This is a genomic window from Tessaracoccus luoxuelianae (assembly GCF_054483915.1).
This window is the reverse complement of sequence record NZ_CM137013.1, coordinates 1,549,677-1,563,671: the sequence shown is the minus strand read 5'-3', so window position 1 is coordinate 1,563,671 and position 13,995 is coordinate 1,549,677. Positions and strand designations below refer to the sequence as shown.

The 13,995-nt window shown below is 70.3% G+C and carries 12 protein-coding genes and 1 other RNA gene; 4 read left to right on the top strand and 9 right to left on the bottom strand.

What is annotated here, in order from left to right; all coding sequences use genetic code 11:
- Positions 1–13: 13 nt before the first annotated feature.
- Positions 14–439: a sterol carrier family protein gene (locus ACX1D1_RS06935; protein ID WP_459056414.1), complete on the top strand. Its 426-nt coding sequence runs from the start codon at positions 14–16 to the stop codon at positions 437–439.
- Between the two features lie 6 nt (positions 440–445).
- Here the strand turns inward: ACX1D1_RS06935 and ACX1D1_RS06930 are convergent, their stop codons facing one another.
- Entirely contained in the window at positions 446–1,738 is a 1,293-nt protein-coding gene (locus ACX1D1_RS06930; protein ID WP_182782515.1) for a glutamine synthetase family protein, read from the bottom strand.
- A gap of 172 nt (positions 1,739–1,910) precedes the next feature.
- Between ACX1D1_RS06930 and ACX1D1_RS06925 the strand changes: the two genes are divergently transcribed.
- The 3 genes from ACX1D1_RS06925 to ACX1D1_RS06915 are packed head-to-tail and all read left to right on the top strand — an operon-like array spanning position 1,911 to position 4,443.
- Positions 1,911–2,756: a DUF2510 domain-containing protein gene (locus tag ACX1D1_RS06925; protein WP_459056413.1), complete on the top strand. Its 846-nt coding sequence runs from the start codon at positions 1,911–1,913 to the stop codon at positions 2,754–2,756.
- Between the two features lie 26 nt (positions 2,757–2,782).
- The gene (map, locus tag ACX1D1_RS06920) at positions 2,783–3,643 is read left to right on the top strand and encodes a type I methionyl aminopeptidase (protein ID WP_182800111.1); all 861 of its coding nucleotides are present in this window, start codon (positions 2,783–2,785) and stop codon (positions 3,641–3,643) included.
- Positions 3,640–4,443, top strand: coding sequence for a transglutaminase-like domain-containing protein (locus tag ACX1D1_RS06915; RefSeq protein ID WP_220489360.1), 804 nt, complete (start codon positions 3,640–3,642; stop codon positions 4,441–4,443). The genes map and ACX1D1_RS06915 overlap by 4 nt, the downstream gene beginning before the upstream one ends.
- Here the strand turns inward: ACX1D1_RS06915 and ACX1D1_RS06910 are convergent.
- The 8 genes from ACX1D1_RS06910 to rplM all read right to left on the bottom strand — a co-directional run bounded on the left by ACX1D1_RS06910 (position 4,407) and on the right by rplM (position 13,898).
- Positions 4,407–5,369, bottom strand: coding sequence for a transglutaminase family protein (locus tag ACX1D1_RS06910; protein WP_459056411.1), 963 nt, complete (start codon positions 5,367–5,369; stop codon positions 4,407–4,409). The two genes, ACX1D1_RS06915 and ACX1D1_RS06910, sit on opposite strands and share 37 nt — an antisense overlap.
- Positions 5,366–7,870: a circularly permuted type 2 ATP-grasp protein gene (locus ACX1D1_RS06905; protein ID WP_459056410.1), complete on the bottom strand. Its 2,505-nt coding sequence runs from the start codon at positions 7,868–7,870 to the stop codon at positions 5,366–5,368. Before ACX1D1_RS06905 ends, ACX1D1_RS06910 begins: the two co-directional genes overlap by 4 nt.
- A 941-nt stretch (positions 7,871–8,811) precedes the next feature.
- Positions 8,812–9,178: RNase P RNA component class A (gene rnpB / locus ACX1D1_RS06900), an RNA gene on the bottom strand.
- A gap of 34 nt (positions 9,179–9,212) precedes the next feature.
- A complete protein-coding gene (locus ACX1D1_RS06895) occupies positions 9,213–10,646 on the bottom strand; it encodes an RNB domain-containing ribonuclease (RefSeq protein WP_459056408.1) in 1,434 nt (477 codons plus the stop codon).
- Entirely contained in the window at positions 10,646–11,386 is a 741-nt protein-coding gene (locus ACX1D1_RS06890) for a zinc ribbon domain-containing protein (protein WP_182782423.1), read from the bottom strand. The genes ACX1D1_RS06895 and ACX1D1_RS06890 overlap by 1 nt, the downstream gene beginning before the upstream one ends.
- Positions 11,387–11,449: 63 nt before the next feature.
- A complete protein-coding gene (glmM, locus tag ACX1D1_RS06885) occupies positions 11,450–12,802 on the bottom strand; it encodes a phosphoglucosamine mutase (RefSeq protein ID WP_182782422.1) in 1,353 nt (450 codons plus the stop codon).
- Between the two features lie 104 nt (positions 12,803–12,906).
- Complete coding sequence (gene rpsI, locus ACX1D1_RS06880; protein ID WP_182782421.1) at positions 12,907–13,434, bottom strand: 30S ribosomal protein S9; 528 nt, start codon at positions 13,432–13,434, stop codon at positions 12,907–12,909.
- Positions 13,435–13,454: 20 nt separating this feature from the next.
- Positions 13,455–13,898 carry a 50S ribosomal protein L13 gene (gene rplM, locus ACX1D1_RS06875; protein ID WP_182782420.1) on the bottom strand — a complete coding sequence of 148 codons (444 nt, stop codon included), beginning with the start codon at positions 13,896–13,898 and terminating at the stop codon, positions 13,455–13,457.
- Between the last annotated feature and the right edge of the window lie 97 nt (positions 13,899–13,995).

The following is a 13,995-nucleotide window of genomic DNA, read 5'->3' as shown; positions in this document are numbered from 1 at the left end:
TCCTGGGCCGATCATGTTCAAGCCCACCCCGAAGGTCGTCGCCGCGTTGCGGGCCCACCTGAGCGACGACGCCGCGATCGACGCAGAGCTCGCCCGCCGTCGCCCGGACCTCACCGGGCTCCTCCTGCGCGCCGCGAAGCTCCCGGGGCTCCTGGACCGGGAGCTCACCGCCGCGGTGTGCCGGGCCGGGTGCGCCCTCCTCGGTGAGCGGCATCCGGGGGCGTCCATCGAGGTGCGGGTGCCGCCGTTCGCGGCGGTTCAGATCGGGTTCGACGCCGGGCCGAGGCACACGCGCGGCACCCCGCCCAACGTCGTGGAGATGACGCCGGGGACCTTCGTGGGCCTCGCCGTCGGGCGCCTCGACTGGTCCGGGGCGACGCTCAGCGCCTCCGGCGTGCACGCCGGCGAGGCTGCCCGTGCCTTCCCGCTGGTGCGGTGAAGGCCCTCACATGACGCGGATGTGGCGCTCCAGCTCCCAGGGGGTGACCTGCTTGCGGTAGGCCGAGAACTCCTCATGCTTGTTGCGCAGGAAGTACTCGAAGACGTGCTCGCCGAGGGTCTCGGCCACCAGCTCGCTCTCCTCCATCAGCCGGAGTGCCTCGTCGAGGTTGTGCGGGAGCTCGCGGATGCCGATGGCCTGACGCTCACGGTCCGTGAGGCGCCACACCTCATCCTCGGTCTCCTCGGGGAGCTCGTACTCCTCCTCGATGCCCTTGAGGCCGGCGTTGAGCAGCACGGCGTAGGCGAGATACGGGTTGACCGCCGCGTCGACGGCGCGGTACTCGATGCGCGCCGACGAGGTCTTACCGGGGGTGAACTGCGGGATCCGGATGAGGGCCGAGCGGTTGGCCCTCCCCCAGCAGGCGTACGAGGGGGCCTCGCCGCCGCCGACGAGGCGCTTGTAGGAGTTGACCCACTGGTTGGTCACCGCCGTGATCTCCGGGGCGTGCCGCATGAGGCCGGCGATGAACTGCTTGGCGGTCTTGGACAGGTTGTACTCGTCTGAGGCGTCGTAGAAGGCGTTGGTGTCGCCCTCGAACAGCGACATGTGGGTGTGCATGCCCGAGCCGGGGTGTTCGGAGAACGGCTTCGGCATGAACGAGGCGTGGATCCCCTGGCTGACGGCCACCTCGCGGATCACCACGCGGAAGGTCATCACGTTGTCCGCCATGGTGAGCGCGTCGGCGTAGCGCAGGTCGATCTCATGCTGCCCGGGGGCGGCCTCGTGGTGGCTGAACTCCACCGAGATGCCCATCTGCTCCAGCATCGTGATGGCGTCGCGGCGGAAATCCGTGCCGTCGCCGAGCGTGGTGTGATCGAAGTAGCCGCCGTCGTCCAGCGGCACCGGCGGCGTCAGCGACCGGAGGAGGAAGAACTCGATCTCGGGATGGATGTAGAACGTGAAGCCCATCTGCCCGGCCTTCTGCAGGGCGCGCTTGAGCACGTAGCGGGGGTCCGCGAAGCTCGGGGAGCCGTCGGGCAGCTTGATGTCGCACAGCATCCGCGCCGTGGAACGGCCGGCCTGGCGCCAGGGCAGCACCTGATACGTCGACGGGTCCGGGTGCGCCACCATGTCGGACTCGAAGACGCGCGCGAAGCCCTCGATGGCCGATCCGTCGAACCCGACGCCTTCGGAGATGGCGCCCTCCACCTCGGCCGGCGCGATGGCGACGGACTTGAGGGAGCCCAACACGTCGGTGAACCAGAGTCTGACGAACCGGATCCCCCGCTCTTCCATAGAGCGCAGGACGAATTCAGTCTGCCTATCCATGGCCCCAGTCTGCCCGCACTTTGTTTCAAGCGCATGACGAACCGCGCCAGAGGCCCGCGTTTCCGCGCCTGGGTCGCGGCGCTTGCCAGCGCCCTTGGCGCCACTGGGCCGGCGAGAGGCCACCACCTACTATTGGCCTATGGCAGAGCCCGGCTGGTACGCGGACCCGACGGCGCCCCACGGGCGGCGTTACTGGGACGGCCAGCGCTGGATGCAGGCCGGGCCCGTCCGCCAGGGGCCGGGCACGGGACTGTGGGTGGTGATCGCGCTGCTGGTGGTCGCCGCCGTGATCGCGGCCATCATCCTCGTGCCCCGCGGCGCGAATCCCTTCGCGGCCACCCCGGAGGACAACAGGTCCGCCCGGCCCTCCGGCACCCAGTGGAACGAACTCGTGCCCACCGAGACGCCCAGTCCCACCCCCGTCGAGACGGGCTTCGGGCAACCCATCGACTGCCCCATCACCAAGGAATCCCCCCGCAGCGACCTCCGCGACGGCCGCCTCCACGGTGGCGGGCTCTCCATCGAGCCGCCGTCGGGCTCTGACTGGTACCAGTCCGGGGCCTGGATCGAGTGGCTGTACGAGTCCAACGGGATGATCCGCGACATCGCCACCGGCTGGATCAGCAACGTCAACGTCGGCTACATCCGCGTATCGGACGGCTTCTCGCCGGTGATGAGCACGGCCGCGGAGCAGTTCGTCACGTGCATGGCCTCCTCGGGCATGTTCTTCGGCTTCGAGCGCCGCGAGATCCTCATCAACGAGGACTACGTCGTCTCGGACCGGATCGGCTGGCGGCTCACCTCCAACATCTTCGTCGGCAACCAGCGCCATCAGGGCATCGAGGGCGACGTGGTCGACGTCATCCTGGTGCCCACCGGCGACAAGGACCGGTTCGCGGTGTACGTCTCGTGCGCCACCATCGACCATGAGGAGAACCAGCGGGAGGTCGAGCACGCGCTGGCCTCCCTGCGCTTCGACGGCTGATTCACCCGCACGTAGACTGGCGCACTGTGAACCCAGTGACACCCCACACCATCACCCCCTTGCGCGACGTCCCCCGCTCCATCCCGCGCCCCGAGTACGTCGGCAGGCCCGCACCCAAGCGCTATACCGGCTCGGACGTGCAGACCCCTGATGTGATCGAGCGGATGCGGGTGGCCGGCCGGATCGCGTCGGAGGCGATGCACGAGGCGGCCAAGGCCATCGCGCCGGGCGTCACCACGGATCAGCTGGACGCCGTCGCGCACGAGTACATGCTGGATCACGGGGCCTACCCGTCGGCGCTGGGCTACCGCGGCTTCCCCAAGTCCATCTGCACCTCGGTCAACGAGGTGGTCTGCCACGGCATCCCGGACCTGCGCCCGCTGGAGGACGGCGATCTGGTCAAGATCGACGTCACCGCGTTCAAGGACGGCGTCCACGGGGACAACTGCGGCACCTTCTACTGCGGCGACGTCGACGAGGAGTCGCGGCTCCTCTCCGAGCGCACCCTGGAGGCGCTGAACCGCGCCATCAAGGCCGTCAAGCCGGGGCGTCCCCTCTCGGTGATCGGCCGCGTCATCGAGTCCTACGCCAAGCGCTTCGGCTACGGGGTGGTGCGCGACTACACCGGCCACGGCGTCCACACCGCGTTCCACTCCGGGCTGGTGGTGTTCCACTACGACGAGCCCCGGGTCACCACCATCATGCAGCCCGGCATGACCTTCACCATCGAGCCCATGCTCACCCTCGGCACCCACGAGACCGACCAGTGGGACGACGACTGGACCGTCGTCACCACGGACCGGTCGCGGGTGGCTCAGTGGGAGCACAGCCTGGTGGTCACCGCCGACGGCGCCGAGATCCTCACCCTCCCTGGCAACGCGGCGTGAGTATCAGGCGGGTCTCCAGCCACCTGGAGGTGGGGGTCGGCGCCACCGCGGACATGGTTTTCTCGGTCGCGGTGAGCACGCACTACCCGGAGGTCGACGAGACGCTGACCTTCAAGGTCGGCGACGACGAGCTCGAGGTCGAGGAACTGATCGCACCATCGGGCAGCCGCCTGCACCGGCTCCGCGACGCCCCCGTCGGCACCCTCCACGTGGACTACAACGCGGCCGTGCTGGCCCCCGCCCCCGAGTACCCCCTCCAAGGCATCGACGAGATCCTCTACACCCGGCCCTCGCGCTACTGCGACTCGGACCGGCTGGCCAACCTCAGCCACACCCACTTCGCCGGCCTCACCGGATTCGAGCTGATGAGCGCCGTCACGCAGTGGGTCCGCACCAAGGTGATCTACCGCCCCGGATCCAGCCGGGTCGTCGACGGCGCGCTGGAGACCTACCTCAGCCGGGCCGGGGTGTGCCGGGACTCGGCGCACCTCGTGGTCGCCTTCCTGCGCGGGGTCAACATGCCGGCGCGTCTGGTGTCGGTGTATGCCCCGGGCCTGACACCGATGGACTTCCACGCCGTCGTCGAGGCCTACTGGGAAGGGTCCTGGTACCTGCTCGACGCCACCGGGCTGGCGCCGCGCACCCCCATGGTGCGGATCTGCACCGGGCGCGACGCCGCCGACACCGCCTTCATGACCACGCTCGGCGGGCGCACCACCCTCAACCGGTTGTCGGTCACCGCGACCGTCGACGGCGAGCTGCCCTACGACGACAACTTCAGCTTCAGGACGCTCACCTGAGGCGCCTCGTCGCCCTCCATCGGGAGGACGTCGACACCGACGCTGAGCCGTGAGGTCGCGGCCTCGGTGACGATGACCCCCCGCAGCGGGCTCACGTCCGCGAAGTCGCGGCCCCAGGCCGTCACGATGTAGCGCGAGTCCGCGAACTGCCCGTTGGTGGGGTCGATGTCGATCCACGTCCCGGTGGGCGCCAGCACCGAGATCCAGGCGTGCGACGCGTCGGCGCCCTCCAACTTGGTCTGCCCGGGCCCCGCGACCGTCTCGATGTATCCGGAGACGTAGCGGGCCGGCACGCCGAGTGAGCGCAGGATCGCGATGCCGAGGTGGGCGAAGTCCTGGCAGACGCCGGCGCGCAGCTCGAGGAGCTCGTCGACGGTGGTGCGCACGGACGTGACGCCCGGCCGGTACGCGAAGTCCCGACGGATGCCCCTGGTGAGCTCCACCAGCGCCTCACCGAAGCCCAGCCCGGGCGCCAGGATGGTCTCGGCGTAGTCGGCGAGGTCCTCCCCGGAGGCCACCGTCACGTGCCGGGACGGCAGCGAGAACATGGCGCGGTCCAGCCGGAACGCGGCGTTGCCGGCGGTGGCACGCCGGGCCGACGCCAGCGTCCACTGGTTGAGGGAGTCCAGGTCCACCTCGGGCCAGGCCACGTCGACGATCGCCTCCTTGATCACCACGAGGTGGGTGTGCGGGTAGTGGATCTCCAGGTAATGGCTGGTGTTGCCGAAACGGTCCAGATGCTCGGTGTGCAGCAGGGGACGCGGCAGCACCTGGGTGCCGTGGGCGCGGAGCCGCTGGGTGGCGGTGTCGCGGGGGGTGAGGAATCCCCGCTCGTAGCACAGCGTCACGGGCTCCGGATACTCGTAGCTGGTGCGATGCTTGACGAAGTAGCGGCGGGGCGTCAGGTTTTCGGGAAGCTGCCTCACGCGTCCTCCCCCAGGAGCGCCCCGGCGCTCCACTCGCTGAGCGTGGCCCGGCGCGGCGCGGACCGGGTCAGGTGCCTGCGGCTGAGCTCATCGGAGATCGCGCGAAGCTCGGACAGCTCGGCGGCCGCGAACCCGGTCACCAGCGCCCTCGGGCCGGTGAAGAGTCGCACCAGGTCCGCGTTGGCGAACGCCGCCACCAGCTCCGAGGCCCGCGCCGCCACCTCGTCGTCGCCGATGAGCTTGAGGTCCTCGACGAGCCGGTCCAGCTGGTAGGCCACGGATCGGGGGTTGGATCTGTCGCACAGCAGCAGCTGGGTGGCCGCCAGGGTCGGGCGACGGGGCCCCTCACCGGAGGCGGAGCGGCGGCGCTGCGTGATGAGCGACTCCCCCATCTCGAGGATCGCGTCTGCGAGCTGGTTCTCCACCACGGCCGCACGGTCGTCTCCAAGGGTGTGCAGCACCACAGCGAGCGTGCGCTGCGAGCGCTCGATCCGCACCCCGGCGTCGATGAACGCCCACGTCACGTCACGGGTCAGGCTCTCATTGTTGAGGCCCGCCACGGCCAGGGTGCCCGCGACGAGGTCGTCCAGGATGCCCGCCAGGTCGCGGCGCCTGCCCGCGTCGACGAGCAGCCGGTTGAGCTGGCTGAGAATGTGCCAGAGGTCGCTGGACATGATGTCGGGCACCTGGTTGGCGGCCTCCGTGAGGCGCCTGATCGCGTGCGCCACGGAGCCGGTGGAACTCCCGTCGACGACGGCGGGGCGCAGCCGCTTCAGAGCGGCGCCGACGTCGCCCGCGGACAGGTCCAGGCCGGTGATCCGCTCCCCGGCGACGAGGACGGCGCCGAGCACCTGGCCGCCGCGTGAGACCGGGCTCCGGCCATGGTCGTGGGCGAGGTCCACGGCCAGACGCAGCAGCCGCACCGTGCCGTCGGCGCGCTCCGCGTAGCGACCGAACCAGAACAGGTTGTCCGCGATGCGGGGCGCGAGCGTCGCCACCCGCTGGATGGCGATCGGTCCCCCCTCGAAGGTGGGGGTCCACGTCTCCTGGACATCGTCCGGGTCCAGCACCCAGACGTCCTTGGTCAGGGCACCGTTCATGGTGGTGATCCGGAACCGCTCGTCCGGCGCCACCCGCGCCAGGCCACCAGCCAGGATCTCGTGCGAGTGGTCCACCTGGGCGGCGAAGCAACGCAGCACCACGCGGCGCGGCTCCACGCCGTCGGCGGTGACCACCGGGGTGGTGGAGAGTTCGACGTTGTCCTGCCCGCACCACGCCCACGGCTCAGCCTCGACGCGGGCGACCAGCTCCGCCTTCTGGGCAGCGGTGAGCTCCCAGCCCGCCAGGGTCGAGCCTCCGAAGCCTCGGTTGATGGGCTTGAGGAGCAGGCTGTCCAGGTGGGTCAGGACGTGGCTGCGCTGCGCGTCGTCGCCGCACCACCACGTCTGGGCTGAGGGCAGGAGGAGCTCCTCCCCGAGGAGCTGGACGGCCAGCCCCGGGAGCAGGCCGAGCAGAGCCGGGTTCTCCAACACGCCGCTGCCCAGTGGGTTGAGGGTGGCGACGTTGCCGAGGCGCGCGGATTCGACGAGGCCGGCCACGCCGAGCTGGGAGTCGCTGCGGAACTCGAGCGGGTCGCACAGATCCGAGTCCACGCGGCGGAGGATGACGTCGACCAGCGCCCGCCCCTCGGGGGAGTTGACCCACACCTGCCCGTCGCGGAGCACCAGGTCCTCGGCCTCCACGAGGGCATAGCCCAGCAGCGTGGCGAGGAATCCCTGCTCGTAGGCGGTCTCCGCGCCGGCACCGGACCAGAGGAGGACCCCCTTGGGGGTGTGTCCTGTGCGGGGGGCGAGCTGCTGCAGCCCCGCCCGCATCGCCGAGAAGTAGCTGCGCAGCCGCGCCGGGCGGGCGTCGTGGCGCAGGTCTGCCATCACGCGGGAGGTGAGCCTGCGGTTCGCCATCGCGTAGCCCATGCCCGAAGGAGCATCGGTGCGGTCGGCCAGCACCGTCCACGCTCCCCCGGCGTCGCGGCCCAGGTCCGCGGCGGCCAGCGGCAGCCAGGCATGGCTCGGCGCCTCGATGCCGCTCGCGCGGTGCAGGAACCCGTGGTGGCCCCACACGATCTCCGCGGGCAGCGCGCCCGAGGAAAGGAGCCGCTGCTCGCCGTACAGGTCCCGCAACACCAGGCCGAGCAGGCGGGCCCGCTGCTTGAGGCCGGCCTCCAGCGCGTCCCATTCGTCGGCCCCGATGACGAGGGGAAGCGGGTCGATCATCCAGGCGAGGCGCAGTTCGCCGCCGTAGTGGATCCCCTCGTCCTGGACCAGGCGGTCCAACTCCTCACGGGCCGACTGCAGCCCCCGCAGGCCGAGCGTTCCGATGGCGCCCTCGAGGAACGACTTCCCGGGCGTGGCTTCAGCCCCGGAGGTGAGCTCGTCCCAGCCCGTGCCCAGCCGCCCACGGTAGGCCGCCAGATGGCTGGTCGGGGCTGCCGGGGCTGTCACACCCGCCACCTTAGTGGTGCTCCCGGCGGGGGGCGCTGCCGTCGGCGGCGGTGGACGACGAGCGGCCCGCTCCCTACGGCGGCCCGCGGCGCGGCGTGGGCCGTCCATCGCTCCCTGAGGAGGGCCTCCCCTTCCCCGCTCCCTGAGGAGGGCCGCCCGCGGAGCGGCGTGGCCTGTCTCGAAGGGTTGTGACTACCACCTCTGCGCGGATCTTGTGGTCGGGTGCGGGGAGCCGTGCGTCGATGCCCGGGCGGCCGTTGTCCATGGTCTCGTTGTTCAGGCCGCCTGGGTCGGTGGTCGGGTTGTTGAGGCCGCCCGGGCGTCGTCTCCCGTCTCCCCGCACTCGTTCTCCTGTGGCGTTGCCTGGTTCGGGTGCGTCCCGGCAGGGCGGCGTTGGAGTCGGGTCTGCTTGAGCGGGATGCCGGTTGGGCGATCCTCGGGTTGGGCACCGCTGCGCAGTGCCGCCCTGCCGTCCCCCACCCTCGCTCTCAGCGGGACCCTCTGTGATCGAACCTGCCCGACCCCGCTGGGTGAGCCGGGCGCGCGCGAAGCGCCGCACCCGCGTCGAAGCCCCTGTCACCCGGTCCGGTGTCTCGACCGACGCTCCGCCGCGGAGGCGGGACGCCAGTGCCGCCCTTCACGCTCAGCCGAGGGCAGGGTGACCGGCACTACGGGCACGTTTCCGCGCAGGGGAGCACCCCACCATCAGCGGATCTGAGGGCTACGGCCCCGCAGCTCTCCTCGGCGAACTCGCGGCTGGTCTCGGACCTCAGGAAGGTGGGGCGCGGAATCGTTCCCGTAATGGCACCCTCTGGTCAGCCCCCTGAGCGTGGAGCCCCGCACTAGCGCCCCGCCTCCGCGGACTTGGGACCCACCTGTCGGGGACCGGTCAGCCCAACAAGCTGAAACACCCCCCACAAGCCTGTGAGGGGTGTTCATGGTGGACGAGCCGGCCGGTAAGCCGGATTCTGTTTCCCAGATGATCATCTATCTGAGGCCCGACGTTGCCGCCGGGCTCCTGCAACCTACCCGGACGCCTCGCGCGAGCAGCGCTCAAGTGGCGTCCGCGGCCGGCCAAAGGCCGACCTTCTTGGTCTTGCTCCGGGTGGGGTTTACCTAGCCGCACCGGTCACCCGGCACGCTGGTGGTCTCTTACACCACCGTTTCACCCTTACCTGTTGCCAGGCGGTCTGTTTTCTGTGGCACTGTCCCGCGGGTCACCCCGGGTGGGCGTTACCCACCACCCTGCTCTGAGGAGTCCGGACTTTCCTCAGCCACCGAAGTGGCCGCGATCATCTGGCCGACTCGTCCGCAGACCATCGTACCCGCTGGATGGATGCGGTCAGTTCGGCCGCGACAGTGTCACCTTGCCCGACCGCACATCCACCTTGTCGACGCGGACGCGGATCTCCGAGCCCACCTCCTTCTGCGACGCCTTGACGCGCAGCTCGACGGCGGGGTCAGGCACCTGCAGGGTGCCGACTCCGGTCTTGGGGTGCACGTCAGTGACCACGCCGGTCAGCACGCGGCCCAGGGCGCCGCGCAGGACGAGCGCCTCGGCCAGGTCGAGCACCCCGTTCTCGTAGGCCCGGGCTGCCCGCCCGGAGTCGGCCATCTCGGCCGGCAGCGCATCGAGGCCGTCACGGGCCCACTGCGGAACCTCCACACCGTTGAGCAGCGCGTGGCACACCTCAAGGACGTAGCGGTCGACGAGGCGGCGCAGCGGGGCCGTGGTGTGCGCGTAGGGCGCGGCGAGGGCGGAGTGCTCCAGGTGTGCGTCGGGGACCGCGCCGTCGAAGGCCAGGTAGCCGGCGCCGCGGAACAGCATGGTGCATTTGGTGAGCACGGCCAGCTCGCGTGGATTGTCCGGGGACAGCGACCGCACGAACTCGGGGTAGCCCATGGACTTCGGCCAGGCGACGCCCAGCGTGGCGGCCGCTCGGCGGAGCTTCTCCAGCGACCACTGTTCGGCGGGCGGCAGCGTACGCAGGATGCCCACCCCGCCGTCAAGCATGGTGCGGGCGGCAGCGAAGCCGGTGAGCAGGGAGATCTGCGCGTTGTGGTCCTCGACCGGCACCAGGCTCCGGAACTCCAGCTGCCAGGTCCCGTCGTGCTCGAGGATCTCCTGCTCCGGCAGATTGAGCGAGACGCCTCCCCGCTGGATCTCCAGCTGGCGACGCAACTCCCCCACCTCCGGCAGGAGCGCGATGCTGGGATGCGACTCGTCGCGATCGAGGTCGCGCTGGACGCCGTCGTAGTTGAGCTTCGCGCGGCTCAGCACCAGGGCCCTGGTCAGGGAGACCCCGCGGAGCTCCCCCGCGGAGTCGAGCCGGTGCTCCCACAGCATCGCGGGGCGTGGCACGCCGTCGGCCAGGAGGGAGGCCGCACCCTCCGCCAACACGGAGGGGTGGAGCGGGACGCGCGCGCTGGGGGCGTAGAACGTCTGGCCCCGGCGATGGGTCTCCTCCTCCAGGGCGGTGCCGGGCCGCACGAAGTGGGCCACGTCGGAGATGGCGTAGCGCACCAGGTAACCGTCGCCGTCGCGCTCGATCTGCAGCGCCTGATCCAGGTCCGTGGAGGACTCCGGGTCGATGGTGACGAACTCGATGTCGGTGCGGTCCACATGCCCACTGGGCGGCAGCTGCGCCGCCAGCTCGGCCTCGGCCAGCACCTCCGCCGGGAAGGACGTGGGCAGCTCGAGCCGTCGCTGGAGATCCAGGAGGCCGTGGTGGACCTCAGCCGGGATATTGCGGATGTCCAGATGCGTCGACGGCATCAGAGGCCGGACTCCGCCGTGCGCACCAGGATGCGGTCACACTCCACGCAGCGCACCACCTGCTCCGCGGGCGCCCGACGGTAGAGATCCAGGTCCGAGACGGTCAGCTGCAGCTGGCAGCCGCCACAGCGCCCGGCCTTCAGGAGGGCCGCCCCCAGCCCGGACGAGGCCCGCATCTTCTCGTAGAGCGCCAGAACGGCGACCGGGATGCGGGCGGCGATGGGCGCGCGGGCCACGCTCAGGTCCTTCGCCTCTTGGCTCAGCTTGGCAACCGCCTCGTCGCGCACGGCCACCTCTTCGTGCAGCCGGGCCTCGATCTCGATCTTGCGGGCCGCGATCTTCTCCCGGTGTGCGACGGCCTCCTCCAGCCGGCCCATCACCTCCAGCTCCGAGTCCTCCAGATCCGAGATGCGGCGCTGGAGGTGGGCGACCTCGTCCTGGAGCGAGCGCAGGATCTTGCCGTCGGTGACGGAGCCGTCGACGATGCGCTTCTCGTCCCGCGCCAGCCTGGCCCGCACCGGCTCGAGGTCCGCCTCAGCCTTGCTGACGGCGACCTGAAGGTCGTCGGCCTCGGTGGTGGAGAAGATCAGCTCGTCGGTGACGCGCTGGCGGGCGGCGATGAGGTCCGCGATGGCCTTGTGCTGAGGAAGGGACCGGGCCGCGTGCTGAATCCTGGCCACCTCCGAATCGAGGTCGGCCAACGTGAGCAGCGAGCGTTGGGCGGCGGGGTCAGCGAGCATCGGGGCGTCCTTTATCCAGTTTGGGGTGCGCCCCAGACTACCCGCCGGGCCTGGCCCGGAGACTCAGAGCGCTAGACGCGACTTGACCTTCTCAGCGAGGGTGTCGGCGATCCGGCGCGCCGCCTCGTCCGTGGGCGCCTCCACCATCACGCGCACCACCGGCTCCGTGCCGGAGGGGCGAAGCAGCACCCGTCCCGCGTCGCCCAGCTCCCGGGACGCGGCCGCCACCGCCTGCTGAACCCCTGTGTCGATGCCGGCGCGCAGCTTGTCCACACCGCGGACGTTGATGATCACCTGCGGGAGCACCGTCATGACGGAGGCGAGCTCCTTCAGGGACCTGCCGGTGGAGATCATGCGGGCCGCCAGGTGCAGGCCTGTGAGGGTGCCGTCTCCGGTGTTGGCGAACTCGTTGATGATGACGTGGCCGGACTGCTCGCCGCCGAGGGCGAAACCGTTGGCGTTCATGGACTCCAGAACGTAGCGGTCCCCCACCTTCGTCTGATCCACGCGGATGCCGTGCTCCCGCATCGCGTTGATCAGCCCCAGGTTGCTCATCACGGTTGCGACGACGGTGTCGGAGTGCAGACGGTGCTCCTCCTTCATGGCGATGGCGAGGATGGCCAGGATGTGGTCGCCGTCCACCACGTTGCCGGCATGGTCGACGGCGAGGCAGCGGTCCGCGTCCCCGTCGAGGGCGATGCCCAGATCCGCGCCCTCGGCCTTGACGCGCGCGATCAGGTCGCCGAGGTGGGTGGAGCCACAGTCGCGGTTGATGTTGAGCCCGTCAGGATCGGCGTGGATGGCGATCACCCGCGCACCCTGGGCCGCGAACGCCTCCGGGGCGGTGGCCGAGGCGGCGCCGTTGGCGCAGTCGATCACCACGGTGAGGCCCTCCAGGGAGGCGTCCTCGCCCAACGAACCCACCAGGTGAGCGACGTAGGCCTCGACGGCGCCCAGATCGCTGCGGATGCGGCCGACGGCGTCCCCGATGGGACGCTCCCAGCCTTCACCCATCCGGGTCTCGATGGCGTCCTCCAGGTAGTCGTCGAGCTTGACGCCGCCCTTGGAGAAGAACTTGATGCCGTTGTCCGGCATGGGATTGTGCGAGGCGGAGATCATCACGCCCAGATCAGCGTGCAGGCTGTTGACCAGGAAGGCGACGCCCGGCGTGGGCAGCACCCCGAGCCGCAGCACGTCCACGCCCGCCGAGGCCAACCCGGCGATGACTGCCGCCTCGAGGAACTCGCCGCTGGCTCGCGGGTCTCGGCCGACGAGGGCCACGGGCCGATGCCCGGCGAAGGCGCCGGCCTCCCCCAGGATGTGCGCCGCCGCGACCGAAAGGTCGAGCGCCAGCTCGGCGGTCAGTTCGCTGTTCGCGACGCCACGGACGCCGTCGGTACCAAAGAGTCGTGCCACGCAGGCGAGACTACCGCCGCCTGACGCAGCCGGGCGAATTCCTCGTCGAATGCGACGAACGCCCACCCCCTGCGCGGGGATGGGCGTTCGAGGAGCGGCTGGAATCAGCGCTTGCTGTACTGCGGGGCCTTGCGGGCCTTCTTGAGACCGGCCTTCTTGCGCTCGATGATGCGGGAGTCACGCGTCAGCATCCCGGCCTTCTTGAGGGCGGGACGCGAAGCCTCGGTGTCCACCGCGTTCAGCGCGCGGGCGATGCCCAGGCGGAGGGCGCCGGCCTGACCGGTGATGCCGCCGCCGTGGATGCGGGCGATCACGTCATAGGAGCCGGACACGCCGGCCACCACGAACGGGTCGCTGACGAGCTGCTGGTGCACCTTGTTGGGGAAGTAGTCCTCAAGGGTGCGGCCGTTGATGGTCCAGGAGCCGGAGCCGGGAGCGATGCGGACGCGGGCGACCGCCTCCTTGCGGCGGCCGGTGGCGCCCATGGGGGCGACGACGGCGGGACGCACGTCGGAGCCGGCGGCGGCAGCCGGGTTGGCGTCCGAGCGGTAGGCGATCTCGCGGTTCTGATCGTCGACGAACGGGGTGATCTCGTCCGCGACGGTCTCTTCGATGTCAGCAGTCTGGGTCATGGGATGCGTCTCGCTCTCGCTCACTGGGCGATCTGGGTGATCTGGTAGGCCTGCGGCTGTTGCGCGGCGTGCGGGTGCTCCGGGCCGGCGTAGACCTTGAGCTTCCCGATCAGCTGACGGCTCAGCTTGTTCTTGGGCAGCATGCCCCACACAGCGAGCTCAACCGCCTTACGGGGATCCTTGTTCAGCATCTCTCCGATAGAGACGGCCTTGAGGCCGCCCGGTCGGCCGGAGTGCGAGTAGCGCATCGAATCCGTGCGCTTGTTGCCGGAGACAGCGATCTTCGAGGCGTTGACGACGACGACGAAGTCTCCGCCGTCGACGTGCGGGGCGAAGGTGGCCTTGTGCTTGCCGCGCAACAGGGTGGCAGCGGCCACGGCGAGACGCCCGAGGATGACGTCCTCGGCATCAATCACATGCCAGTTCCGGGCGATTTCGCCCGGCTTTGGGGTGTACGTAGACACGAGACCAACTTCCATTCGTTTCCAAACAAACTGCGGATCGCACTGGCGGCGTCGACTCGCGGAGCCGCAGCCGACCCCAGTAAGTCGCACAGGCCTC

What these genes read in the sequence shown, in the direction of transcription:
- ACX1D1_RS06925 (WP_459056413.1), top strand. Translation starts at nt 1,911, where the DNA reads ATGGCAGAGCCCGGCTGGTACGCGGACCCGACGGCGCCCCACGGGCGG.
- rpsI (WP_182782421.1), bottom strand. Translation starts at nt 13,434, where the DNA reads ATGACCCAGACTGCTGACATCGAAGAGACCGTCGCGGACGAGATCACC.
- ACX1D1_RS06935 (WP_459056414.1), top strand. Translation starts at nt 14, where the DNA reads ATGTTCAAGCCCACCCCGAAGGTCGTCGCCGCGTTGCGGGCCCACCTG.
- ACX1D1_RS06890 (WP_182782423.1), bottom strand. Translation starts at nt 11,386, where the DNA reads ATGCTCGCTGACCCCGCCGCCCAACGCTCGCTGCTCACGTTGGCCGAC.
- ACX1D1_RS06930 (WP_182782515.1), bottom strand. Translation starts at nt 1,738, where the DNA reads ATGGAAGAGCGGGGGATCCGGTTCGTCAGACTCTGGTTCACCGACGTG.
- ACX1D1_RS06895 (WP_459056408.1), bottom strand. Translation starts at nt 10,646, where the DNA reads ATGCCGTCGACGCATCTGGACATCCGCAATATCCCGGCTGAGGTCCAC.